This window comes from Roseovarius sp. 217 (assembly GCF_000152845.1).
Classification (GTDB): Bacteria; Pseudomonadota; Alphaproteobacteria; order Rhodobacterales; family Rhodobacteraceae; genus Roseovarius.
Genome location: NZ_CH902584.1, coordinates 3,474,961 through 3,499,212, shown reverse-complemented (window position 1 = coordinate 3,499,212; position 24,252 = coordinate 3,474,961). Strand labels below are relative to the sequence as shown.

The window sequence follows — 24,252 nt, the reverse complement described above, 5'->3', positions numbered from 1 at the left end:
AAGAGGCGAACACAGGCAATCATTGCCGCCCGCGGCAGGGTGTGGAATAAGGGACCGAACAAATGGCAACGGCAGATCTTCTCTCCATGGATAACAAGCGGAACGCGGACAAGCAAAAGGCGCTCGACAGTGCGTTGGCGCAGATCGAACGGCAGTTCGGCAAAGGCTCTATCATGAAGTTGGGCGGTGAAAATCCCATCAAGGATATCGAGTCGACATCGACCGGATCACTCGGGCTGGACATCGCGCTTGGTATCGGCGGTATTCCCAAGGGCCGGATTGTCGAGGTTTATGGCCCTGAAAGCTCTGGCAAGACCACGCTAACACTGCATTGCGTGGCGGAAGAGCAAAAGAAGGGCGGGGTTTGCGCCTTTGTGGATGCAGAGCACGCGCTGGATCCGATCTATGCCCGCAAGCTGGGGGTTGATCTGGATGAATTGCTGATTTCGCAGCCAGATACCGGGGAACAGGCGCTGGAGATTGTCGATACATTGGTGCGCTCGGGCGCGGTCAGCATGATCGTCGTGGATTCGGTTGCCGCTTTGACCCCTAAATCCGAACTGGAAGGCGAGATGGGCGACAGCAGCGTGGGCGTACACGCGCGCCTCATGAGCCAAGCGATGCGCAAATTGACCGGATCCATCAGCCGGACGAACTGTACTGTGATCTTTATCAATCAGATTCGTATGAAGATCGGCGTGATGTTCGGCAGTCCCGAGACCACCACGGGCGGCAATGCGCTGAAATTCTACAGTTCGGTGCGGCTTGATATCCGGCGTATCGGGGCGGTCAAGGATCGGGATGAAATCGTGGGCAATGCAACCCGGGTCAAGGTCGTCAAGAACAAGGTTGCCCCGCCGTTTAAGCAGGTTGAATTCGACATCATGTATGGCGAGGGCATCAGCAAGACGGGTGAGTTGGTCGACATGGGCGTCAAGGCGGGCGTGGTCGAGAAATCTGGCAGTTGGTACAGTTATGGCGATGAGCGGATCGGTCAGGGGCGGGAAAACGCCAAGACCTATCTTCGCGACAACCCCGCCACCGCTCTGGAGATCGAAGACAAGATCCGTGCCTCGCATGGATTGGACTTTCACATGTCCGAAGGGACGGATGACGGTGATATCATGGAGGCCTGATTGCCTCTGCCAAGAGCACCACGGGGCCCGGGCGATGCTTGGGCCTTTTTCTTGCGGTGGACATGGTCCGGCGGCCCCGTTAAATCAGCAAGACGCAGGCCACACACTCGCCCCGGAAAGAGATACCCATGCCCACGCTGAATGAAATCCGTTCGACCTTTCTGAGTTTTTTCGAACGCAACGATCACCGCGTTGTCGAGAGTTCGCCCTTGGTGCCGCGTAACGATCCGACGCTGATGTTCACCAATTCCGGTATGGTCCAGTTCAAGAACTGTTTCACAGGGGTGGAGCATCGCGAGTATGTGCGGGCCACGACCAGCCAGAAATGCGTGCGCGCGGGCGGCAAGCACAATGATTTGGACAATGTCGGCTATACCGCGCGGCATCACACGTTTTTCGAGATGTTGGGCAATTTCAGTTTTGGCGATTATTTCAAGGAGCAGGCGATCCCCTATGCGTGGGACCTGCTGACCAAAGATTTTGGGATCGACAAATCAAAGCTTCTGGTCACGGTTTATCATACGGATGATGAGGCGGCGACCATCTGGAAAAAATACGCGGGCCTCAGCGATGATCGGATCATCCGGATCAAGACGGATGACAATTTCTGGTCGATGGGACCGACCGGTCCCTGCGGCCCCTGTACCGAGATTTTCTATGATCATGGGGACAGTATTTGGGGCGGCCCTCCGGGCAGCGCGGAGGAGGATGGCGACCGGTTCATCGAAATCTGGAACCTCGTTTTCATGCAGAATGAGCGGTTTGAGGATGGCACCATGCGCGCGCTCGACATGCAGTCGATCGACACGGGTATGGGGCTAGAGCGGATCGGGGCGCTCTTGCAGGGCAAGCACGACAATTACGACACCGACCTCATGCGCAGTCTGATCGAGGCCAGCGCGCATGCCACGAGCCAAGATCCGGATGGACCGGGCCGCGTGCATCACCGGGTGATTGCGGATCACCTGCGCTCGACCTCATTCCTCATGGCGGATGGCGTCATGCCGTCGAATGAGGGGCGCGGTTATGTGCTGCGCCGGATCATGCGTCGCGCGATGCGGCATGCGCATATGCTGGGCGCCAAGGATCCGGTGATGTACCGGCTCGTGCCGGCCTTGGTTGCGCAGATGGGACAGGCCTTTCCAGAATTGGGTCGCGCACAGGCGATGATCGAAGAAACGCTGCGCTTGGAAGAGACGCGCTTCAAACAAACGCTGGAACGGGGTTTGCGTCTGCTTGATGACGAGTTGACGGCGCTGGATGACTCCGCGGCCCTGCCGGGGGCGACGGCGTTCAAGCTCTATGACACGTATGGGTTTCCGCTTGATCTCACGCAGGATGCGCTGCGCGAAAAGGGGCGCGAGGTGGATACTGCCGGGTTTGACGCGGCGATGGCCGAGCAGAAGGCCAAGGCACGAGCGGCGTGGTCGGGCACAGGTGAGGCTGCGGATCAGGCCGTATGGTTTGATATTTCCGAACAGGTGAGCGCAACGGATTTTCTGGGCTACGATACCGAGGTCTCTGAGGCGCAGGTGGTTGCCATTGTGTCCGAGGGGAAACGGGTCGATGCGATTGAGCCGGGTGGAACAGGTTGGGTGATCTTTAACCAGACCCCCTTTTACGCGGAGTCCGGCGGGCAAGTCGGTGACCAGGGGCGTCTGGTTGGGAAAGCAGTGAGTGGCTCTATTTCAGACACCAAGAAATTTCCGGGTGGTCTCTTTGGTCACCTGTTTACGCCGGATGAGGGACGGCTGGGCGTTGGGATGAGCGTCAAGCTGGAAGTGGATCACAGCCGACGCAACGCGATCCGGGCCAATCATTCGGCGACGCATTTGCTGCATGAGGCGCTGCGCAAGGCGCTTGGAGAGCACGTGGCGCAGCGCGGATCGTTGAATGCAGAGGATCGGCTGCGGTTTGATTTCAGCCATGCCAAGGCGTTGAGTACCGCCGAGTTGGAGCGGGTCGAAAGCGAAGTGAATGAGTTTATCCGCCAGAATGCACCGGTCGAGACGCGGATCATGACGCCAGATGATGCACGGGCCCTCGGGGCGCAGGCGCTCTTTGGCGAGAAATACGGCGATGAGGTGCGCGTCGTGTCGATGGGCGCTGAGGCGGGATCGGGCAAGGGCGCCGATGGTCGGACCTATTCGATCGAGCTGTGTGGCGGCACGCATGTGCGGCGCACGGGTGATATCGGCGTCTTTGTCGCGCTCGGAGATGCGGCGTCGAGTGCTGGCGTGCGGCGAATCGAGGCGCTGACCGGAGCGGCGGCATTCGACTATCTGAGCGGTCAGGCAGCGCGTCTGGGGCAGGTGGCCTCGGAGTTGAAAGCCCGGCCAGAGGATGTGGCGGACCGTGTCAAGGCGCTGATGGACGAGCGCCGGGCGCTGGCCAACGAGGTGGCGCAGCTGCGCCGCGAATTGGCAATGTCCGGAGGTGCGGCACAGGGCGGCACCGTAGAAGCGCGGGACGTAGGCGGTGTCAAGCTGATCGCTCAGGTGATGACAGGCGTGCAGGGCAAGGATTTGCCCCCCCTGATTGACGAACATAAGGCGCGGCTTGGCTCGGGTGCGGTCTTGCTTATTGCCGATACCGGCGGCAAGGTGGCAGTTGCGGCGGGTGTCACCGACGATTTAACCGGTCGGCTCTCGGCGGTCGAGATGGTGCGCGTGGCGGTGGTCGAACTGGGTGGCAAGGGTGGCGGTGGGCGACCCGACATGGCGCAGGGCGGCGGCACGAGCATGGACGGGGCCGAGGCCGCGATTGCGGCGGCCACCGGGATCATAGAGGGGGTCTTTACCTCCTAGGGAGGTTGAATGAGCGCCTATATCATTGCCCGGATCACGGTGACGAATCCGCAGGATTATCAGACCTATGCCAGTCAGACCGTGGCCACAGCCGAAAAGTTTGGCGGGCGGTTTCTGGCCAAGGGCGGGGTTCAGGATGTGCTGGAAGGGATCTGCCCGGACCGGCATGTCATCATCGAGTTTCCCGATCGGGCGACCGCGCTGGACTGGTATGGGTCTGACGCCTACAGGCGGATATTGCCAATTGCGATGAGCAGCAGCGAACGCGATATCGTCCTTGTGGATGGTATCTGACTTTAGAGACAGGAGTTTTACCCTATGCCAGCCCTCTGGATTGCCCATGTGACCGTGACCGATGCCGAAGCCTATGGCCGCTATGCGGCGCTTGCTGGTCCGGCGATTGCCAAACATGGCGGGGAATTCATCGCGCGCGGGGGGCGGTTTGTGCAGCTTGAGGGCAAGGAACGGCCGCGCAATGTGGTGGCACGTTTTCCGAGCGTCGAGGCGGCAGAGACGTGCTATCACAGCGCCGAATATCAAGCCGCGCTGGATCATGCGCGGGGAGCGTCTGAGCGGGAGTTGGTGATCGTCGAAATCACCGAATAAGCTGGACCGCCTGCCGTCCGGCCCTACCTCTTGTCGCGCGACAGGAGCGGGCGATGCGGGTTTTATTGACAGTTTGGTTGGTCGTTGCGGGCAGTTTAGCGGGCGCGCAGGACCTGTCCGCACTCATGGCCCCGGGGGGAGTGGCGCTGATGCGGCATGCCTTGGCACCGGGAACGGGTGATCCGGCGGCGTTTCGTTTGAGGGATTGTGCGACGCAACGCAATCTGGATGCGCGGGGGCGGGCGCAGGCGCGGGAGACAGGAGCAGCGTTGCGGGCGGCGGGAATCGCGTTTGATCATGTCTGGTCAAGCCGCTGGTGCAGGGCGTTGGACACGGCCGCGTTGATGGAAATGGGCGCGGTCAGGGAACAGCCACCGCTTGATTCCTTTTACGCGGGGCAGGGCGATCCCGAAGGGCAGACAGCGGCGACGTTGCGCCTGATCAACGCGCTGCCAGAGGCGGCGCGGGTGCTGATCGTGACCCATCAGGTCAACATCACCGCGCTGACTGGGCTCGGTGTGGGATCGGGCGAAATTATCCTGACGCGGCGTGGGCCAGAGGGGCTGATCCCCGTCGGGCGTTTCAGCATCGTCCCCTGAAAGCAAAAGCCCCGGCGCAGGGCCGGGGCGATCAGGTTCTAGTCCTTTTTCGACATGCGCTTGCGCTCGTGCGGGTCGAGATAGCGTTTGCGCAGGCGGATGGATTGCGGCGTCACCTCGACCAACTCGTCGTCATCGACATAGGCAATCGCCTCTTCCAGGCTCATGGTGATCGGAGTGGTCAGGCGCACCGCCTCATCCGTGCCGGAGGCGCGGACGTTGGTCAGTTTTTTGCCCTTGAGGGGGTTCACTTCCAGATCATTGTCGCGGCTATGCTCGCCGATGATCATGCCGGTATAGATTTTGGCCTGCGGGCCGAGGAACATGCGGCCGCGTTCCTCGAGATTCCACAGGGCATAGGCCACCGCCTCGCCGTTTTCCATCGAGATGAGAACGCCCGCACGACGTCCGGGGATCGGGCCGCGATGCGGTGCCCAGGAATGGAACACGCGGTTGAGTACGCCGGTGCCGCGCGTGTCGGTGAGGAATTCCCCGTGATAACCGATCAAGCCCCGCGAGGGCACATGGGCGATGATGCGGGTCTTGCCCGCGCCCGAGGGTTTCATCTCGACCAGATCGCCGCGCCGGGGCCCGGTGATTTTCTCGATCACGGCACCGGTATATTCGTCGTCAACGTCGATGGTGACTTCTTCGATCGGTTCCAGCCGCTCGCCGTTCTCGCCTTCGCGCATGAGCACTTGTGGGCGGGAAATGCTGAGCTCAAAGCCTTCGCGGCGCATGTTTTCGATCAGCACGCCCATCTGCAATTCACCGCGTCCGGCCACCTCGAAGGCGTCGCCACCCGGTGTGTCGGTGACTTTGATGGCGACGTTTGATTCCGCCTCTTTCATCAGACGTTCGCGGATCACCCGGCTCTGGACTTTTTTACCTTCGCGACCGGCGAGGGGGCTGTCGTTGATGCCGAAGGTCACGGTGATGGTGGGCGGATCAATCGGTTGTGCCTTGATCGGGGTTTCGACGGCGAGGGCGCAGATCGTGTCGGCGACGGTCGCCTTGGTCATCCCTGCAAGGCTGACGATATCGCCAGCGGTCGCTTCTTCGATGTCTTGGCTGGCAAGGCCGCGGAAAGCCTGGATGCGGGTCACCCGGAACTGTTCGATCTTTTGGCCGATGCGGCTCAGGGCCTGAACGGTCTGGCCCACCTTGAGGCGACCCGATTCGACGCGGCCGGTGAGCAGACGTCCAACAAAGGGATCGGCCCCAAGCGTTGTGGCCAGCATGCGGAAATCTTCGTCAATATGTGCAATCTGTCGGGGCGCAGGCACATGGTTGAGGATCAGATCAAAGAGGGCGGTCAGATCCTTGCGTGGGCCGTCCAACTCGTGATCGGCCCAACCGGAGCGGCCCGAGGCATACATATGCGGAAAGTCGAGCTGATCATCATTGGCGTCGAGCGACGCGAAGAGATCAAAGCATTCGTTGAGCGCACGGTCAGGCTCGGCATCGGGTTTGTCGACTTTGTTGAGTACGACGATGGGGCGCAGCCCGAGGCGCAACGCCTTGGCGGTGACGAATTTTGTTTGCGGCATCGGGCCTTCGGCGGCATCGACAAGCAGGACAACGCCATCGACCATGGATAGAATCCGCTCCACCTCGCCACCGAAATCGGCGTGGCCGGGGGTGTCGACGATATTGATGCGGGTCTTCTTGTAGAGAACGCTGGTCGGCTTTGCGAAAATCGTGATGCCCCGTTCGCGTTCCAGATCGTTGCTGTCCATGGCACGTTCATCGACGGATTGGTTGGCGCGGAACGAGCCCGACTGTTTCAGCAATTCGTCCACAAGCGTGGTTTTGCCGTGGTCGACGTGAGCGATGATGGCGATATTGCGCAGATCCATGGGGGACGTGTCCTGATATTGTTCGCCTGCGCCCTATACGCCGCAGCGCGGAATGACCAGAGGCAAAGCGCCCCTGTGGCCGTATCATGCCGCGTGCTTGTGTCGCTTTGGGAACAGAGGCACAGCGCGGGGCCACGTCAGCATACTCGGCCCGAGGCGCTGTGCCAAGGCACCGCTGCCAAGTTTGAAGCGGGTGAGGCCGGGGGATTGCACACTGTCGGCGGGACCAAGATCGAGCCGGACGATACCCCGATCTGCCAGTGCGGTCGCGGCCTCCCAAAGCAGGAGTGTATGGGCCGAGAGGCGACGCCCCTCTGAGCCGGTCCAGCCGATGTGATAGGTCGCGGTGTCGCCATGGGTGAGGATCAGCAGATGCGCGATGCTCTCAGCCTTGTGGTGGGCGGACCAGACCTGAACAGTGCCCGGGTTTTGCGCCGCATAGGCGAGGGTAAAGGCCAGTGGCAGGGCGCGGTAACGGCATGTGCGCTGCTGAACGGCCTCTTGTCGCAAGAGGGCGCTGTGCCGATTGGGGTCAAACGAGGTTTCGATGATCACAAGCCCTGCCGCTTGCGCGTGGCGCAGTCGGTTGCGCCATTTGCCATGCTGCGCGGCCAGTCGCATCGCCCGTGGCGGGCGCAGGTCCAGTTCGGCAAGGGTCTGACCGGGGATGAGCGCCCGGTAACCTTGGGCGGCAAGCTGATCGCCGTCCGCCTCGGTCGCGGCATTGGTGAGCCATAGGCCGCGGGGCAAGGCCAGCGACAAGGCGGAGAGAATGGCATGACAGGAGGCTGGGGGAAGGTTGGATCGCCAGATCGGGCCGCGCGGCATCCAGTGAAAGGTGAGAGGGCCGATGCGCCGCTCAACCACCTGCGCCTGTGCCAAGGTGTGACCGTCCTGAACGGCGCGCAGAGTCTGCACGGTGACGCCCAAGGCCCGGAGCGCACGCGCGTACTGCGGTTGCTGGTGCAGTGGCGCCGAAGCAGGGGGGGCAGAGAAGTCCGTTAAGAGGATATCCATGCGCCCTACATAAGCGCATGGTTCGTTAAGTCTGGGTTAAGTCGTGCCGATTCAGAACGGGATTTCGTCATCCATGTCGCGCGAGGGGCGGCTGCCGCCAGAGGCCGGGGCGGCGGCTGGAGCCGATCCGTAGTCGCCACCGTAATCACCGCCGTAGCCCTGATCCTGACCGCCACCATAGCTGCCACCACCACCGCCAGCCCCGCCCTCAGCGCGGCCATCGAGCATGACCAGAGTGGCGTCAAAGCCCTGAAGCACGATTTCGGTGCTATATTTGTCCTGCCCTGACTGATCCTGCCATTTGCGGGTCTGCAGCTTGCCCTCAAGATAGACCTTGGAGCCTTTGCGCAGATATTGCTCGGCGACGCGCACCAGCCCTTCGGAGAAGATGGCGACGGAGTGCCATTCGGTCCGCTCGCGGCGTTCGCCGGTGGCGCGGTCCTTCCACGTTTCGGAGGTGGCGATGCGCAGGTTGCAGACCTTGCCGCCGTTCTGAAAGGTCCGGACCTCGGGGTCGCGGCCCAGATTGCCGATGAGAATTACCTTGTTGACAGAGCCGGACATCGCGCCCTCCTTGAATCATGTCGTGGTTCGCGTTTGACGGTTACACCACCGCATTGGCGTGAAGGAAAGGTTAAAATTGTCGATAAATGCGGTGAAACTTGCCGATGTTGCGGAAAGTGCGAAAAGAAATGCTCGAATTCCGCGCCGGATTGCCTATAGTGCCCGGCAGAGACACGGATGGGGGCAGTACCGGAATGCAGCGGATCGCAAGCGCGCTTGTGGCCTTTGGGCTAATGTTGCCGGGTGTGGCAGAGGCAGACGTGCTGTCGAGCAAGAGTCGGGTCAGTCTTTTCAAATCGCAAACCAGCGTTCTGGATAACCGGGCGCGACAGCAATACAACAATTCGGTGCGATTGCAGCCGCAGCGCGTCAAAACTCCGACAATGTGGGATGATCTGGCCCCGACCTTTCGGGGGGCGTATCGTGGTCCTTATCTCGAGATGGCGAAACAGGCGGCGCGACGCTATCGCGTACCCGAGGATCTTTTTCTGCGTTTGGTGCAACAGGAGTCTGGCTGGCGAGCCGATGCGCGGTCGCACAAAGGGGCGATTGGCCTTGCTCAGTTGATGCCACAGACGGCGCGCAATCTGGGGGTCAATCCGCATGATCCGCTTGAGAATCTCGAGGGCGGGGCGCGCTATCTGGCCAAGCAGTATCGCATGTTCGGATCGTGGCGGCTGGCTTTGGCGGCCTATAATGCTGGGCCCGGCGCCGTGCAGAAATACGGCGGTGTGCCGCCCTATAAGGAGACCCGGAATTACGTGAAGGTCATTCTGGGAAGCTGATCTGTCCGTTTCAGGCCGCAAATCCGATTTTGTACAGGTGAATTTCGTTGGCGGGATGCTTTGCGGCATTTACCAGCCCCGGCCGGTGATGATTATAGAGCGCGCGCCAATAGGGTTGGATGATGACGCCCTCGTCGCGCAGGGTTGTTTGTAGCCGGGCCATGATCCCGCGGCGGCGATCGGGATCGTCGAGGTGATTGGCCTCGTCGAGAAGGGCATCAAACTCTTCATTGGCAAAGCCGCTTTCGTTCCACGCCGCGTTTGAGCGGTAGGCGAGGCTCAGCACCTGCACGTCGAGCGGGCGGTGGTTCCATTGGGTCGCTGAAAAGGGAAACTCGCGCCAGTTGGCCCAAAACTCGGGGCCGGGTAGGATACGGCGGCGCACGGTGAGACCGGCGTCGCGCAATTGCGCCGCAACCGCATCGCCGGTGTTGCGCTGCCATTCGTCATCGACGGTCACAAGTTCATGTTCGAATCCCAGAAGGCCAGCCGCCTCAATCTCGGCGCGGGCGCGGCCGGGGTCGTAGGGGGCCGGGCCAATATCGGCGTAAGCAGGGTGGATCGGGCTGACATGGTGATTGGCTGCAACCGTACCGCGCCCGCCGTAACCAAGTTCGAGACAGATCTCATTGTCCACCGCCAACGCCAAGGCACGCCGTATGGCGCGGTTCAAATACGGGTTGGTGCCCACCATACGCGCAGTCTGAGAGGCGCGGATCACGGTGGTGGCGGCGGTTTCGGTCCGGGTGCCGATCCAGCCAATGGCGTCCATCGCATCAATGAAATCGCCAACGGTTTCGTAGAGTAGGTCGATGTCGCCACGCTCGGCCGCGCTGAGCCAGCCCGAGGGGTTGGTGCCAAAGTCGATGAATTCCACCCGGTCGAGCCACGGCCCGCCAAAAATCTCGGTGCCCCACCAGCTATGATCGGGGTGACGTTCCAAGATGCAGCGCTCACCGGGCACGAGGCTGACGGGGCGGAATGGACCGGTGCCGATGCCGTGTAGAAAAGGATCGCCGCCCTCGTAGCTCTGATGCACGATCGCCGCGGGATAGTCCGACATATTGGCGATGACCGAGATGTCGGGCTGTGAGAGGTTGAGCGCGACCGTCAGATCATCCAGCACGGTGATACCCCCGTCGCGGGCTTGTCCGGTGCCGGGGTCGATCAGACCGGCAAAGCGTCCGGCCATTGAATTGCCCACCGCAGAGGTGTCGCACCAACGCACGATATTGCGCGCCACATCCTGAGCGGTGAAGAGATCGCCATTGTTCCAGATCACACCGGGGCGCAGATGCAAGAGGTAGCGGGTGGCATCCTCATTCACGTGCCAGCGCTCGAGCAGCATCCCGGTGAATGTACCATCGTTCTGATATTCCACCAGATACTCGAGAAAGCCGCGGGTCTGATTGCCAAGCTCGCTCCAGTCATAGCTGCGCGGATCGGTGAGGGCTTTGACACTCTGTTGAATGCGAAGTGTGCCGCCCTGAGCGGGAGCCGGCTGAGCCTGCGCGGGGCGCGTGAGGCCGCCCAGCGCATAGGCGGCACTTGCGCTGAGGCCGAAGGCGGTGGCGCGGCTCAGGAATTCACGTCGACCCATATGACCGTCACGCAGGGCGCGGGCGTCGGCGAGTGTGGCGGTGTGCGGAAACTGGCGCGGCATCTGAGGCTTTCGCAGAGTGGAGACTCGTAGGGTCGTTGGTCGGGTCCTGAACATTAGATAATGCGTGCGTATAAAGAGCAACCCGTTGTGGGCCAGGTGAGGCTCAGGTCGCGAGGGCGGCGGGCTTGCGCGTGGATGCTCCAGCGCGGAGTGCAGAGGGGGTAAGGCCGGTATGCTGCAAGACGAAGCGCGAGAAATAGGCAGCGCTGCCAAAGCCAAGGGTTGCGGCGATCTGGCCTATCGGTAGATCGCCCGCCTCCAACATGTCGCGCGCAGCGTGCAAGCTGCGTTCGGTGAGAAGATCGGCGGCGGTGAGGCCGGAAGCCTGCTTGCATACCCGCGTGAGATGGGTCGGCGTGACGCCCAGCGCACGGGCATAGACCGCCATCGCGCGCCCACTGGTGAAATCGCGGGCAACGAGGGCGGCATAGGCCTGCATCAGACGGGTGCTGGAACTGGGGCGCTCTTGCGGTCCTTGGGCAATCATGGCGCGGCGCAGCCAGACGGTCAGCATCCGCGCCTGCGCATTCAGCGCCTCGTCCATAAAGTCGCGGCGGGCAGATTGCTCGCGCTGCATCGCTTCGAGAATTGCGGTCAATTCGTTCTGGCTGGTGACGTCGCGGATGCGCAGATGCTGGGCGGTATCCGGCAAGAGGATTGGGCCACCGGCAGGGAGGATGCAGACCTGTCCAAACCCGGTCTTGCCCAGATCGAGCGCGAACATGGTCCCGGCTGGAATGGCCAGTGCATTATGCACGCCCACGCCGCGCCGCACCCCGTCGATAATGGCGATTCCCTGACCTCGTGTGATCCAGACCAAGGCGTGATGGTCACAGCTATGCTGAAGAGTGAGGCGCCAATCGTTCCCTTTTGCCCATTGCACCACGGTCTTGATCTCGGCATGCGCCATCTTTGGGGCCTAAAAAAAGTTGCGTTTTCACAAGTATTGCATGCTGAATACGGCAAGTCAGGGGTAAAAGTCTGGAATATCTAAAATATTGGACTGGGATCGGCGGTGTGACGCCTAAGGTTGGAAATTTGCGACGATTGACGGATGGAAATCCTTGAGTGTATAAAATGAACAAGTGTTCAATAAATCCGTTTCGGAGGAGGAAGCGCGATGTTCAATGCGGTCATGCAGTTTGATCTGGGCGAGGATGTGAATGCCCTGCGCGAGATGGTGCATCGTTGGGCGCAAGAGCGCGTCAAGCCGATGGCAGCGGAGGTTGATCGCAGCAACGCCTTTCCCAACGCGCTCTGGCGGGAAATGGGGGATCTGGGCCTTTTGGGGATCACCGTGCCCGAGGAATATGGCGGGGCAGGGATGAGTTACCTCGCCCATGTGATCGCGGTCGAGGAAATTGCGCGCGCCTCTGCCTCGGTCTCGCTGAGCTATGGCGCGCATTCCAATCTCTGCGTCAATCAGATCAAGTTGAATGGCACGGCTGAGCAGAAGGCGAAGTACTTGCCGGGGCTCGTCAGCGGGCAGCATGTCGGCGCGCTGGCCATGTCTGAGGCGGGCGCGGGCAGTGATGTGGTCAGCATGAAACTGCGGGCCGAGAAGCGGAACGATCATTACAAGCTGAATGGCAGCAAGTACTGGATCACCAACGGGCCGGACGCCGATACTTTGGTGGTTTACGCCAAGACCAACCCGGACGCCGGATCCAAGGGGATCACGGCCTTTCTCATTGAAAAGACGATGAAGGGGTTCAGCACGAGTCCGCATTTCGACAAGCTGGGGATGCGCGGCAGCAATACCGCTGAGCTGATCTTTGACGACGTTGACGTGCCGTTCGAAAATGTCTTGGGCGAAGAGGGCCGGGGCGTGCGCGTGCTCATGTCGGGTCTCGATTACGAGCGCGTCGTTCTGGCGGGCATCGGCACGGGCATCATGGCGGCCTGCCTCGACGAGATCATGCCCTATCTGGCGGAGCGCAAACAGTTTGGGCAGGCAATTGGCTCGTTCCAGCTGATGCAGGGCAAGATCGCGGATATGTATACGGCCATGAATTCTGCGCGGGCTTATGTCTATGAGGTGGCCAAGGCCTGTGACCGGGGTGATGTGACCCGGCAGGATGCGGCGGCCTGTTGTCTCTATGCCTCTGAGCAGGCGATGGTGCAGGCGCATCAGGCCGTGCAGGCAATGGGCGGGGCAGGCTTTCTTGCCGATGCGCCGGTGGCGCGCCTTTTCCGCGATGCCAAGCTGATGGAGATCGGGGCAGGCACGTCTGAGATTCGGCGCATGCTGGTGGGACGCGAATTGATGGGGGCGATGGGGTGAGACTGGCTTTGGTCCTCATGGTCATAGCGGGCGCCGCACTGGGTCAGGATGCCGTCGTCGATGAGACCATTGTGAAGGCGTGTCATGCCGAGGCTGGACCGGGAGAGGATCAACCCTCTTGCGTCGGTGCGGCGGCACGGATGTGTCAGGCACAACCCGGCGGCGATACGACCTTGGGGACCACAGAATGTCTCATGGCGGAAACGGCGGTTTGGACAGATCTGATGCACGCGGCCTACGCCGCTCAGGTCGAGGCGCTGGACGAGGGTGAGCGCAACCTTGAGGCACAGTTGGCCGTCGCGCAGGACGCGTGGAACGCATATCGCGAGGCAGAATGCGGGCTGCGCTATGGCTACTGGATTGATGGATCAATCCGAACGATCATAGCTGCGGCGTGCCACTTGGAGAAGACGGCGGCACGCACACGGGAACTACGCAGTCTGGGGGATATGGAATGACAGCCGTGAGGCGAGTTCTGGACCTATGTGGCGTGCTGATCTTGAGCGCAACACCGCTTGTCGCACAGGACTTGGTGTTTGACATCGCGCCGGTCGAGGCCTGTATTCGCGCAAACGGTGGCGAGGCCTGCGCGGGCAAGGCGGCTTCGGCCTGCATGGAGGCGACGCCAGGCGGGGGAACAACGGTCGGGATGGGCGGTTGTCTCGATCGAGAGCGGGCGCAGTGGGACGGGTGGCTGAACACGGTCTATCAGCAACTTTACGCGAAACTGGCGGCTCAGGATGCGCAAATCCAATCCTATGCGCCAAAGCAAGCCGAGGCGCTGCGCGACATGCAAAGGGCGTGGATCGAGTTTCGCGACGCGAAATGTGGGTATGAGGCGGCGCAATGGGGCGGTGGCACCGGGGCTGGACCTGCGGCGGTGAATTGTCACTTGCACGCGACCGCGCGGCAGATGCTCTATCTGCAATCCAGTCAACTGGGGCACTGAGGTCATGTCACGCCGTCTGCTGTTCCTGCCTCTGATTGCGCTCATCGCGGCCGCGGCCGGGTTTGGGCTCATGCTGGGAGGGCGTGCGGCGACGACGACCGAGACTGAGGTGATCGAGCGTGTGGTGGCGGTCTATCTGAGCGATGCGGGGGAGGGGGCCGCGCGGTCGGATTGTGCTGCGCGCCCGGCGGCGAGCGCCGATCTCTGGCTGGTGGTGGCCTGTGGGCCCTATGAATATTTTGTCGATGCCTATGGCAGACTGGTCCATGTGAATGCGCCCGAGGCTGCGTCATGAGCGGCGCGCGTCCGCTTTTGGAGCGCGCGCCTTATGAGGCGCTTTACGATGGGTTCCGCTGGGAGATCCCTGCGCGTCTGAACATGGCGGCGCAGGTCTGCGATGTCTGGGCCGCGTCAGAGCCTGAGCGCGTGGCGATCATCGACCTCTCGGGCGAGGGGCCACCGGAGGTCCGGTACGGCGCATTGCGGCGCATGGCGGATGGTCTGGCGCAGGCGCTGGTGGCGCGGGGTGTTCGGCGCGGCGATCGTGTTGGCGTGTTGCGCGCCCAAGGGGCGTGGTGTGCCGCGGCCCACATCGCGATCTGGAAGGTCGGCGCAATCTCAATACCTTTGTTCAAACTCTTCATGAAGGATGCCTTGACCAGCCGAGTGGGCGACGCTGGGGCGCGGGTGGTCGTGACCGATCCTGAGGGCGTCAGGATGCTGCGTGCTTTGCCCGAGGTCGCGACGTTGGTGCCCGAGGACGAAGGGCTGACCGAGGCACGGTTTGAGACGGTCGATACGGGCGCGGATGAGCCTGCCGTGCTGATCTACACAAGCGGCACGACAGGCAGCCCCAAGGGTGCGTTGCATGCGCACCGGGTGCTGACCGGGCACCTGCCGGGCGTCGAGATCAGCCATGATTTTCTGGGCCAGACCGGCGATTGCCTCTGGACGCCTGCGGATTGGGCGTGGATTGGCGGGCTCTTCGATGTTCTGATGCCGGGATTGGCGATTGGCGTGCCGGTGGTCGCGGCGCGCATGGTCAAGTTCAGCCCAGAGGAATGCATTAAGATCATCGAGCAAGGTTCTGTAAAAAATGTATTTTTTCCCCCAACTGCGCTGCGCATGCTCAAAGCGACCGATGCGCGGATCACCGGATTGCGGAGCGTGGCGAGCGGTGGGGAGCCTCTTGGGGCGGAAATGCTCGACTGGGGACGACAGGCGTTGAATTTGACGATCAACGAGTTCTACGGGCAGACGGAGTGCAATATGGTAGGGGTGTCTTGTGGCGCGCTGTTTGAGACGATGCCGGGCTGTCTGGGGCGGGCGGTGCCGGGGCATGCGGTGGCCGTCATTGACGACGCGGGCCACGTCACGGATGGTGAGGGAGAGATTGCCGTGCGGCGCGGATCGGCCTCAATGATGCTGGAATATTGGCAAAGACCGAGAGAGACAGCAGAGAAATTTCGCGGCGACTGGCTCCTGACCGGGGATCGCGGTGTGATAGAAGGCGGTTATATCCGTTTTGTCGGGCGCGAGGATGATGTGATCACCTCTGCCGGGTACCGGATCGGACCGGCTGAGATTGAGGATTGCCTGCTGACCCATCCAGCCGTGGCGACCGTGGGTGTGGTGGGCAAGCCTGACAGCCTGCGCACCGAGATCGTCAAGGCCTATGTCGTGCTGAAAGCAGGTGTATCGCCCTCGACCGCCTTGGCGACAGAGTTGCAGGATCACGTCAAGGCACGTCTCTCGGCCTATTCCTATCCCCGGGACGTTGCATTTCTCGATGCTCTGCCGATGACGGTGACGGGCAAGGTGATCCGCAAGGATCTCAGAGCGCGTGCGGCGGCGGAGGGGCTGGAATGATGGTCCCGATACAGGAAAAATGGGCTGGCACATCGGCCAGCCCCTTCAGTTCGATCCTGTTTGGGAGGGGATCAGAACTTCATCACGTAAGCGGCGTTGAAGATCCACGGATCAATCTTGACCTTGCCGATGTTTACACCACCGACTTTTGCGTCGGTTTCGATGTCGATGTAGCGCACGTCGAGGCGAAGCGCGGATTTCTCGCTGATGGCATAGTCCGCACCCGCATGCAGGGCGAGACCCCAAGAGTCGTCGAGGTCGATCGAGACGCCGTTCAGCGGACCCTTGCCCTTTTCATCAAAGAAGTAGGTGTAGTTGATGCCGACGCCGACGAACGGGGTGAAGGCGCTGGAATTGGTGAAGTGATACTGCAACGACAGGGTCGGCGGCAGATGCTTGGTCTCGCCAACCGTACCGGCACCGCCAAGGTCGATGTCATGCTCGAAGGGCCAAGAGGCCAGAAGCTCGATACCGATTTTGTCGGCAACGAAGTATTCCACCGTGATCGTCGGGCTGAAGGCGCCATCGGCGCTGACCTTGCCTGCGGCTGTATTGCTGCCGTCGCCGGGTTCGATCCAGCCGAGGCCGAGACCGAGAAGGAAGTCGCCCTTTTCTTGGGCGAAGGCCGGAACTGCCGCAGAAGCCAGCAGGGCCGAGAGGGTGAGGGCGGTGATATGTTTCATGGTCTGTCCACTCTTGTTCTTACCGGACGGGGTATGCGCCCATCCGACTCGGAAAACATTGATTTGGGTCAAGTTGCCCGGTTGCTGCGGCGCTGCGGTAAATATGCAACAGGATTGCCCAGCCAAGGGGAAAGCTCATGCGTTTGACATCATCCGTTCTGACGGGGTCCGAGGTATTCAAGGCCAATCGCGCCGGTCATCTCGAAGCTCTGAGTTTGGTCCGCGAGGCTGCCGACTGGGCGGCAGCAGGAGGCGGCGCGCAGGCGCGCGAGCGGCATGTGTCACGCGGCAAGATGTTGCCGCGCGACCGGGTGGCGGGCCTGCTTGACCCCGGCAGCCCGTTTCTGGAGGTGGGCGCCACGGCGGCGCATGGGCTCTATGATGGGGCCGCCCCCTGTGCCGGGGTGATTGCGGGCGTGGGGCGCGTCATGGGGCGCGAGGTGATGGTGGTGTGCAATGACGCCACCGTGAAGGGCGGCACCTATTATCCCATGACGGTCAAGAAGCATCTACGCGCGCAGGAGATCGCCGAGGAATGTCACCTGCCATGTGTCTATCTGGTGGATAGCGGCGGCGCGAACCTGCCCAATCAGGATGAGGTATTTCCGGACCGCGACCATTTCGGGCGGATTTTTTACAATCAGGCCCGGATGAGCGCCAAGGGCATCGCGCAGATTGCTGTGGTGATGGGCAGTTGCACCGCTGGTGGCGCCTATGTGCCCGCGATGAGCGATGTCACCATTATCGTGCGCGATCAGGGGACGATTTTTCTGGCAGGCCCGCCCTTGGTCAGGGCCGCGACGGGCGAGGTTGTCAGCGCCGAGGATCTGGGCGGCGGCGACGTCCATACGCGCCTCTCGGGCGTGGCGGATTATCTGGCCGAGGATGACGGGCACGCGCTGGCACTGGCGCGGCGGGCGGTTGCGTCGCTGGGCAGCGGGGGCGCGCCGACTCTCCGTTGGGAGGCGCCCGAAGAGCCGGCCTATGACCCCGAGGAATTGCTGGGTGTCGTGCCCGCCGATCTGCGCACGCCCTATGACATCCGCGAGGTCATTGCGCGTGTCGTCGATGGCTCGCGGCTGGATGAGTTCAAGGCACGATTTGGCGAGACGCTGGTGACGGGCTTTGCCCATATCAAGGGCTGTCCGGTGGGGATCGTCGCCAACAATGGCGTCTTGTTCTCTGAAGCCGCGCAAAAGGGCGCGCATTTCGTGGAACTGTGCAGCCAGCGGCGCATCCCTCTGGTGTTTCTGCAAAACATCACCGGTTTCATGGTTGGGCGCAAATACGAGAATGAGGGCATCGCGCGGCACGGGGCTAAGATGGTGACAGCGGTGGCGACAACCTCTGTGCCCAAGATCACCATGGTGGTGGGCGGCTCCTTTGGCGCGGGCAATTACGGCATGGCGGGGCGCGCCTATCAGCCACGTTTCATGTGGTCATGGCCCAATAGCCGGATATCGGTGATGGGGGGCGAGCAGGCGGCGGGGGTGCTGGCGACGGTGCGCCGCGACGCGATCGAGCGCAAGGGCGGCACCTGGTCGACCGAGGACGAGGCCGAGTTCAAGCGCCCCACGGTCGAGATGTTCGAGCGGCAGGCGCATCCGCTCTATGCGTCTGCGCGGCTCTGGGATGACGGGATCGTCGACCCGCGCAAGAGCCGCGATGTGCTGGCGCTGTCCTTGCGCGCGGCGCTCAACGCGCCGGTTGAAGAGACGCGCTTTGGCGTGTTTCGGATGTGAGGGGGCGGGTGACGTGCGAAAAGGCAAGATCACACGGTTCTATCGCGGGGCGCGCCGACATCCGAAATGGGATCTTGGAACGCCGCCGAACCCGCGCGACCGCTCTGCCTTACGCCTCGCACGACGCGGGTTGCGTGACAGAGTGCTTGATCCCGCGTTTTATCTGCGCGGTGTGATGGTGTTGGGGACGGTCACTTTGATCCTTTTACCGCTTGGGGCGGATATTTTCACCACGGCGCGCATTGGCACGCTGGCGGTTTCGGGGAGTCAGAGCCCGGGGTGTCGATTGGCCGGTGTGACTGATGGCGATACGGTTCGGCTCTACTGTCCGAATAGAGGGCTCATTTCTGCTCGGCTGACGGGGTTCGACACGCCAGAATTGTTCTCGCCGAAATGCGCATCGGAACTCAAGAATGCCATACGTGCGAAATGGGCGCTGAGATGGATGATGATGACGGCCCAAGAGGTGACGTTCGTTCGAGAGGGGACGGATCACTATGGGCGTGCTCTGGTCTTTGCATCTGTGGATGGCGTTCCGGTGGCGCGTTCGATGATCGCCCGTGGAATGGCGCGGTCTTATGATGGCGAAGCGCGACTTGGGTGGTGCTGAGGATAATCAAAATGGGGCATGCCGTGAAGATTGAGTATTTGAAGAACGATGAAACTGGGAGCATGTGCCATGTTTGAGCGGATATTGATCGCGAACCGGGGGGAGATTGCTGGCCGGGTCATGCGCACGGCACGGGCGATGGGCGTCGAGGTGGTGGCGGTCTATTCCGACGCCGACCGGGGGGCCGCACATGTGGCGCTGGCCGACCGGGCGGTATGGATCGGGGGGGCGGCACCAGCCGAGAGCTATTTGCGCGGCGAGGCCATTATCGCGGCGGCGCTGGAGACGGGGGCGCAGGCCATTCACCCCGGCTATGGTTTCCTGAGCGAAAACCCCGATTTTGTCGAGGCCGTGGAGGCGGCGGGGCTGGTCTTTATCGGCCCCTCCTCGGCGGCCATTCGGGCGATGGGCCTCAAGGATGCGGCGAAGGCGCTGATGGAAACGGCGGGCGTGCCGGTGGTGCCGGGCTATCATGGGGCCAATCAGGACCCTGAGCATCTTGCCGGGGCGGCGGAGGCGATAGGCTATCCGGTGCTCATCAAGGCCGTAGCGGGGGGTGGCGGCAAGGGGATGCGGCTGGTGGAGCGGCCAGAGCATTTTGCCGACGCGCTGGAGAGTGCGCAGGGTGAGGCGCGCACGGCCTTTGGCAATGCCGCCGTGCTTATCGAGAAATACATCCAGAAGCCCCGGCATATCGAGGTGCAGGTGTTTGGTGATGGCCACAAAGCGGTGCATCTTTTTGAGCGTGATTGCTCGCTCCAGCGGCGGCATCAGAAGGTGATCGAAGAGGCCCCCGCGCCCGGCATGACGTCCGAGGTACGCGCCGCCATGGGGCAGGCAGCGGTGCGCGCGGCCGAGGCGATTGGCTATGCGGGGGCCGGCACGGTCGAGTTCATTGTCGATGGCTCAGACGGGCTGCGCCCGGACCGCTTTTGGTTCATGGAGATGAACACCCGGCTGCAAGTCGAGCATCCGGTGACGGAACTGATCACCGGCGTCGATCTGGTGGAATGGCAATTGCGGGTGGCGGCGGGTGAGGGGTTGCCGCTCGTCCAAGAGGAGTTGACGATCAACGGTCACGCCTTTGAGGCGCGGCTCTATGCCGAGGATGTGCCCAAAGGGTTCTTGCCCGCCACGGGGCGGCTGACGCATTTGGAGTTTCCGGCGGGTGTTCGCGCCGATAGCGGCGTGCGGGCCGGCGATGAGATCAGCCCCTGGTATGATCCGATGATCGCCAAGGTGATCACCCATGGCCCAACGCGCGCGGTGGCGCTGCGACGGCTCTCGGCGGCGCTGGCGGGAACAGAGGTGGCCGGGACGGTGACAAACCTCGGGTTTCTAGGGGCGCTGGCGCGGCATGCGGGGTTCGCGGCGGGTGAGGTTGATACCGGGCTGATTGCGCGCGATAGTGAGGCGCTGGTGATGGTGCCTGAGGCGGGGTCAAGCGAGGTGGCTTTGGCGGCGCTGGCAGGGTTGGGGCTGCTGGACGATTCGCCGCCCGATGCGGGCTTTGTCCTCTGGGCACCGCTCGAGCGGGAGGTGGTGATGATCTATGGCGGCGAAGAGACCGCGGTGCGGCTGATGACACACGGGGGCGATGCGCATGATCTGCGGGTAGGGGAGGCGCTGGTCGAGGTGCGGCGCGTCGATGGTCGCTGGCGGCTGGATGGGCAGCCTGCGCCGAATGTGGCGGTGGATGGCAGCCGGATCACGGTTTTTGCGCGCTATGGGCTTAGTTTTGATCTGGTCGATCCCTTGGCACGGGAAGGGGCCGCCGGGGGCGATGCCACCTTGATCGAAGCGCCGATGCCGGGGCTGGTCAAGGCGGTCTATGCCACGCCGGGGCAGGCGGTGGCCAAGGGCGACCGCTTGGCGGTGCTGGAGGCGATGAAGATGGAACACAGCCTCTTGGCCGCACGCGACGGGGTCGTGGCCGAGGTCTTGGTGTCGGCGGGCGATCAGGTCAGCGCCGGGGCGGCGCTGGTGCGGTTGGAAGACGCCGGTCAGACATGACGGACGCCCCGCATGTGATAGGCTACGGGCCGAGCGTCTATACCCGCGCGGTGCGAATGGCGCTCGTTCTCAAGCAGGTAGCCTACGATTATTCGGAAATTGACCCATTCGAGCCGAACCAAGCTGACACGCTCGGTCAAATCCACCCGTTCCACAAGGTGCCGGTGATGGAGCATCGAGGCGTCAGGCTTTCGGAAACGCAGGCCATTCTGGACTACATCGACGGGGCGTTCCCGGGGTTGGCATTGATGCCTCACGATATACTGGCCCGGGCCCGGGCCCGACAGGTCATGTGCATCACGGATTCCTATCTGTATCGACCTCTGATCACGCAGGCCTTTTCGCACGGCGTGTTTCGGCCGCTTGTCGGCGAAGCGTTCGACCCTGCCGAAGTCCATGCGGGGCTGATCGAGGCCCCCAGAGTGCTGAACGCCTTGGAGGAGATCGCCGCTGAGGGGCAGGTCTTGACGACCGGGTGCCTGTCGCTTGCGGACTGTCTGCTCTGGCCGATGATGGATTATTTTGCCATGCTGCCGGAAGGAAGACAGATGATGACACAGCGCGGCGCGTTGTGGGCATGGGCACAGTGGATCGGGGAAACGCACGTCGCCGAAGTCACGCGGCCCGAGTTGGTAGGAGACACGGTATCATGATTGCCCTACACCACGTGCCGCTCGCACGGTCGTTTCGGGTTATGTGGCTCTTGGAGGAGATGGGGCTGGATTATGAGGTGAGGTATTATTCGATCCGCGACGGCTCGATGCGCAGCGCGGCGTTTCTGGCGCTGTCGCCTGCCGGGCGCGTGCCGGTGTTGGAGCATCACGGCGCGGTCTGGTTCGAAAGTGCCGCGATTGTGCAGCTTTTGTGCGAGACCTATCCGGAGGCGGGGCTGATGCCCGCGTTGGGCAGTGCCGAGCGGGCGCGGTGTCTGGAGATATTCGGCTATGCCGAAACGGTGGGCTGTCTTTTGGAGAACCTCAACCTCAATCAGGTGTTTTTGCGCCCGCCCGCGCAGCCATCTCCGGTGGTGGTCAAGCTGCTCAATGCCCGCCTGCGCACGAGCCTTGCGGCGATGGAAGCGCGGATGGAGGCGGATTACCTCTTGCCCTCGGGCTTTTCGGCGGCGGATGTGATGTTCGCCTATGGGTTTGAATTGGCGCGCTATTACGTCGATCTTGCGGCCTATCCCCGGCTCATGGCTTACTGGGCGCGGTTGCGTGCGCGACCGGGCTATAGTCGGGCCAAGGCGCGGGACGGGGTTCAAGATATCTACACCCAAGAATTTTATCCGGTCTCGGAGGGGACGTGATGGCAGAGCATGTCGAGATTTTCGAGGTCGGTCCGCGCGACGGGTTGCAGAACGAGGCGCGGCACATTCCAACGCGGGACAAGATCGCTTTCGTGGATTGCCTGAGCGATGCGGGGTTCTCACGCATCGAAGTCGCGAGTTTCGTGAGCCCAAAATGGGTGCCGCAGATGGCGGATTCGGGCGAGGTGCTGCGCGGTATTCGGCGCGCGCCGGGGGTGCGTTATGCGGCCCTCACGCCGAATATGCGTGGGCTTCAGGATGCGCTGGAGGCGGGGGCGGATGAGGTGGCCATCTTTGGGTCCGCCTCGGAGGGGTTTTCACGCGCCAATATCAACGCCACGATTGACGAGAGCCTCGCGCGGTTCGCGCCGGTGATGCAGGCGGCGGGGGCGGAAGGGCTGCGCGTGCGCGGCTATGTATCCTGCGTGGTCGAGTGCCCCTATGACGGGCCGGTGGCCCCGGCAGAGGTGGCGCGGGTGGCTGAGGCGCTTTGGTCCATGGGCTGCTACGAGATCAGCCTTGGCGATACGATTGGGCAGGGCCGGCCCGAGGCGGTCGCGGCGATGTTGGCGGCGGTCACGGATGCGGTGCCGGTGGATCGGCTGGCGGGGCATTTCCATGACACCTCGGGGCGCGCGCTCGAGAATATCGAGGTGGCCTTGGCGCAGGGGGTGCGGGTGTTTGACGCGGCCGTCGGGGGCCTCGGGGGCTGTCCCTATGCACCGGGAGCCGCTGGGAATGTGGCGACCGAGGCGGTGCAGGCGCGTCTTGAGGCGCTTGGCTATGAGACCGGGTTGGATCGCGAGGTCTTGACCAAGGCTGCCGAGATGGCGCGAGCGATGCGTTCGGGGCAGGGAGAGGGCTGATGTTCGAGACAATCCATGTGAACCGGGACGCGCGTGGCGTGGTGACGCTCACGCTGGACCGGGAAGAAAAACACAATGCCATGTCGGCGCAGATGATCGCCGAGTTGCACGATGCGGCGGAAACCTTGGGCGCGGATGCTGAGGTGCGGGTGGTCGTCCTGGCCGCGCGTGGCAAGACATTCTGCGCGGGCGGTGACCTGGGCTGGATGCGGGACCAGTTCGAGGCGGAGCCTGAGGCGCGCGGGCGTGAGGCCGCAAAACTGGCGGATATGCTTCAGGCGCTCAATACCCTGCCCAAACCGCTGATTGGCCGAGTGCATGGCAATGCCTTTGGTGGCGGTGTCGGCCTGTTGAGTGTATGTGATGTGGCGATTGGTGCGGATCATGCGCTGATGGCCTTGACCGAGACTCGGCTGGGCTTGATCCCCGCCACAATCGGCCCCTATGTCGTTGCGCGGATGGGAGAGGCGCGGGCGCGGCGCGTATTCATGTCGGGACGCCGGTTTGACGCCGCCGAGGCGGTGCAGCTTGGCCTTTTGGCGCGGGCCGTGCCCGAGCGCGATCTGGATGCCGCCATCGAGGCTGAAGTGACACCCTATCTGGACTGCGCACCGGGGGCGGTGGGACAGGCCAAGGCACTGGTGCGCGCCCTTGGTCCGCAGGTCGATGACGCAACGATAGCGATGACCATCGCGGCGCTTACGACCTGTTGGTCAGGCGACGAGGCCCGCGAAGGCATTGGCGCATTCTTTGACCGGCGCAGACCGGCCTGGCAGGTCTGAGTCGCGCGCTTTTGCCGCGCTGCACGAGTGTCTGGTCAGGGAACATGGCCAATTTAACCCATTTCCGGCATACCGCTGCATGCATAACAAGAGAATCCCGCAGACTTGA

The 24,252-nt window shown here is 62.5% G+C and carries 24 protein-coding genes; 18 read left to right on the top strand and 6 right to left on the bottom strand.

Features of this window, described 5'->3' with window-relative positions:
• The first annotated feature begins 62 nt into the window (after window positions 1–62).
• From recA to ROS217_RS16745, 5 genes are all read left to right on the top strand, one after another.
• Complete coding sequence (gene recA / locus ROS217_RS16765; protein WP_009818987.1) at window positions 63–1,136, top strand: recombinase RecA; 1,074 nt, start codon at window positions 63–65, stop codon at window positions 1,134–1,136.
• A 128-nt stretch (window positions 1,137–1,264) separates the two neighbouring features.
• Complete coding sequence (alaS, locus tag ROS217_RS16760; protein WP_009818986.1) at window positions 1,265–3,943, top strand: alanine--tRNA ligase; 2,679 nt, start codon at window positions 1,265–1,267, stop codon at window positions 3,941–3,943.
• A 9-nt stretch (window positions 3,944–3,952) separates the two neighbouring features.
• Window positions 3,953–4,237 carry a DUF1330 domain-containing protein gene (locus ROS217_RS16755; RefSeq protein ID WP_009818985.1) on the top strand — a complete coding sequence of 95 codons (285 nt, stop codon included), beginning with the start codon at window positions 3,953–3,955 and terminating at the stop codon, window positions 4,235–4,237.
• A gap of 24 nt (window positions 4,238–4,261) precedes the next feature.
• On the top strand, window positions 4,262–4,549 hold the full coding sequence (locus tag ROS217_RS16750) for a DUF1330 domain-containing protein (protein WP_009818984.1): 288 nt from the start codon (window positions 4,262–4,264) through the stop codon (window positions 4,547–4,549).
• Window positions 4,550–4,602: 53 nt separating this feature from the next.
• Window positions 4,603–5,148, top strand: coding sequence for a histidine phosphatase family protein (locus tag ROS217_RS16745; protein WP_040650688.1), 546 nt, complete (start codon window positions 4,603–4,605; stop codon window positions 5,146–5,148).
• Between the two features lie 38 nt (window positions 5,149–5,186).
• Here the strand turns inward: ROS217_RS16745 and typA are convergent, their stop codons facing one another.
• The 3 genes from typA to ROS217_RS16730 all read right to left on the bottom strand — a co-directional run bounded on the left by typA (window position 5,187) and on the right by ROS217_RS16730 (window position 8,588).
• On the bottom strand, window positions 5,187–7,007 hold the full coding sequence (typA, locus tag ROS217_RS16740) for a translational GTPase TypA (protein WP_009818982.1): 1,821 nt from the start codon (window positions 7,005–7,007) through the stop codon (window positions 5,187–5,189).
• 84 nt (window positions 7,008–7,091) lie between these two features.
• A complete protein-coding gene (locus tag ROS217_RS16735; RefSeq protein ID WP_009818981.1) occupies window positions 7,092–8,024 on the bottom strand; it encodes a GNAT family N-acetyltransferase in 933 nt (310 codons plus the stop codon).
• 51 nt (window positions 8,025–8,075) lie between these two features.
• Window positions 8,076–8,588, bottom strand: a complete 513-nt coding sequence (locus ROS217_RS16730; RefSeq protein WP_009818980.1) for a single-stranded DNA-binding protein — start codon at window positions 8,586–8,588, stop codon at window positions 8,076–8,078.
• Window positions 8,589–8,782: 194 nt separating this feature from the next.
• On the opposite strand from ROS217_RS16730, the gene ROS217_RS16725 reads away from it, so the two are divergent.
• The gene (locus tag ROS217_RS16725) at window positions 8,783–9,373 is read left to right on the top strand and encodes a lytic transglycosylase domain-containing protein (RefSeq protein WP_009818979.1); all 591 of its coding nucleotides are present in this window, start codon (window positions 8,783–8,785) and stop codon (window positions 9,371–9,373) included.
• Between the two features lie 10 nt (window positions 9,374–9,383).
• Here ROS217_RS16725 and ROS217_RS16720 read toward each other — a convergent pair whose 3' ends face one another.
• Together ROS217_RS16720 and ROS217_RS16715 are read right to left on the bottom strand one after the other, a co-directional pair.
• Complete coding sequence (locus ROS217_RS16720; protein ID WP_009818978.1) at window positions 9,384–11,036, bottom strand: ABC transporter substrate-binding protein; 1,653 nt, start codon at window positions 11,034–11,036, stop codon at window positions 9,384–9,386.
• A gap of 103 nt (window positions 11,037–11,139) precedes the next feature.
• Complete coding sequence (locus ROS217_RS16715) at window positions 11,140–11,946, bottom strand: helix-turn-helix transcriptional regulator (protein ID WP_009818977.1); 807 nt, start codon at window positions 11,944–11,946, stop codon at window positions 11,140–11,142.
• Window positions 11,947–12,156: 210 nt separating this feature from the next.
• On the opposite strand from ROS217_RS16715, the gene ROS217_RS16710 reads away from it, so the two are divergent.
• Genes ROS217_RS16710 through ROS217_RS16690 form a run of 5 tightly spaced genes read left to right on the top strand, consistent with a single transcriptional unit; the run spans window position 12,157 to window position 16,138 of the window.
• Window positions 12,157–13,320, top strand: a complete 1,164-nt coding sequence (locus tag ROS217_RS16710; RefSeq protein ID WP_009818976.1) for an isovaleryl-CoA dehydrogenase — start codon at window positions 12,157–12,159, stop codon at window positions 13,318–13,320.
• Complete coding sequence (locus ROS217_RS23235) at window positions 13,317–13,778, top strand: lysozyme inhibitor LprI family protein (protein WP_157046627.1); 462 nt, start codon at window positions 13,317–13,319, stop codon at window positions 13,776–13,778. Before ROS217_RS16710 ends, ROS217_RS23235 begins: the two co-directional genes overlap by 4 nt.
• 5 nt (window positions 13,779–13,783) lie before the next feature.
• Window positions 13,784–14,269: a lysozyme inhibitor LprI family protein gene (locus ROS217_RS16700; RefSeq protein WP_254656448.1), complete on the top strand. Its 486-nt coding sequence runs from the start codon at window positions 13,784–13,786 to the stop codon at window positions 14,267–14,269.
• A 4-nt stretch (window positions 14,270–14,273) separates the two neighbouring features.
• On the top strand, window positions 14,274–14,564 hold the full coding sequence (locus ROS217_RS16695; RefSeq protein ID WP_009818973.1) for a hypothetical protein: 291 nt from the start codon (window positions 14,274–14,276) through the stop codon (window positions 14,562–14,564).
• Window positions 14,561–16,138 (top strand): AMP-binding protein, encoded by a 1,578-nt coding sequence (locus tag ROS217_RS16690; protein WP_009818972.1) that lies wholly within the window; start codon window positions 14,561–14,563, stop codon window positions 16,136–16,138. The genes ROS217_RS16695 and ROS217_RS16690 overlap by 4 nt, the downstream gene beginning before the upstream one ends.
• A gap of 71 nt (window positions 16,139–16,209) precedes the next feature.
• Here ROS217_RS16690 and ROS217_RS16685 read toward each other — a convergent pair whose 3' ends face one another.
• On the bottom strand, window positions 16,210–16,821 hold the full coding sequence (locus ROS217_RS16685; RefSeq protein WP_009818971.1) for an OmpW/AlkL family protein: 612 nt from the start codon (window positions 16,819–16,821) through the stop codon (window positions 16,210–16,212).
• A 137-nt stretch (window positions 16,822–16,958) separates the two neighbouring features.
• Between ROS217_RS16685 and ROS217_RS16680 the strand changes: the two genes are divergently transcribed.
• The 7 genes from ROS217_RS16680 to ROS217_RS16650 all read left to right on the top strand — a co-directional run bounded on the left by ROS217_RS16680 (window position 16,959) and on the right by ROS217_RS16650 (window position 24,143).
• Window positions 16,959–18,563, top strand: a complete 1,605-nt coding sequence (locus ROS217_RS16680) for a carboxyl transferase domain-containing protein (RefSeq protein ID WP_009818970.1) — start codon at window positions 16,959–16,961, stop codon at window positions 18,561–18,563.
• Window positions 18,564–18,576: 13 nt separating this feature from the next.
• Window positions 18,577–19,173 (top strand): thermonuclease family protein, encoded by a 597-nt coding sequence (locus ROS217_RS23230; RefSeq protein ID WP_009818969.1) that lies wholly within the window; start codon window positions 18,577–18,579, stop codon window positions 19,171–19,173.
• A gap of 69 nt (window positions 19,174–19,242) precedes the next feature.
• Window positions 19,243–21,186 carry an acetyl-CoA carboxylase biotin carboxylase subunit gene (locus ROS217_RS16670; protein WP_009818968.1) on the top strand — a complete coding sequence of 648 codons (1,944 nt, stop codon included), beginning with the start codon at window positions 19,243–19,245 and terminating at the stop codon, window positions 21,184–21,186.
• A complete protein-coding gene (locus ROS217_RS16665) occupies window positions 21,183–21,839 on the top strand; it encodes a glutathione S-transferase family protein (RefSeq protein ID WP_009818967.1) in 657 nt (218 codons plus the stop codon). Before ROS217_RS16670 ends, ROS217_RS16665 begins: the two co-directional genes overlap by 4 nt.
• Complete coding sequence (locus ROS217_RS16660) at window positions 21,836–22,495, top strand: glutathione S-transferase family protein (RefSeq protein ID WP_040650686.1); 660 nt, start codon at window positions 21,836–21,838, stop codon at window positions 22,493–22,495. Before ROS217_RS16665 ends, ROS217_RS16660 begins: the two co-directional genes overlap by 4 nt.
• Complete coding sequence (locus tag ROS217_RS16655) at window positions 22,495–23,361, top strand: hydroxymethylglutaryl-CoA lyase (RefSeq protein WP_009818965.1); 867 nt, start codon at window positions 22,495–22,497, stop codon at window positions 23,359–23,361. The genes ROS217_RS16660 and ROS217_RS16655 overlap by 1 nt, the downstream gene beginning before the upstream one ends.
• Entirely contained in the window at window positions 23,361–24,143 is a 783-nt protein-coding gene (locus ROS217_RS16650) for a crotonase/enoyl-CoA hydratase family protein (RefSeq protein ID WP_009818964.1), read from the top strand. The genes ROS217_RS16655 and ROS217_RS16650 overlap by 1 nt, the downstream gene beginning before the upstream one ends.
• Window positions 24,144–24,252 lie beyond the last annotated feature (109 nt).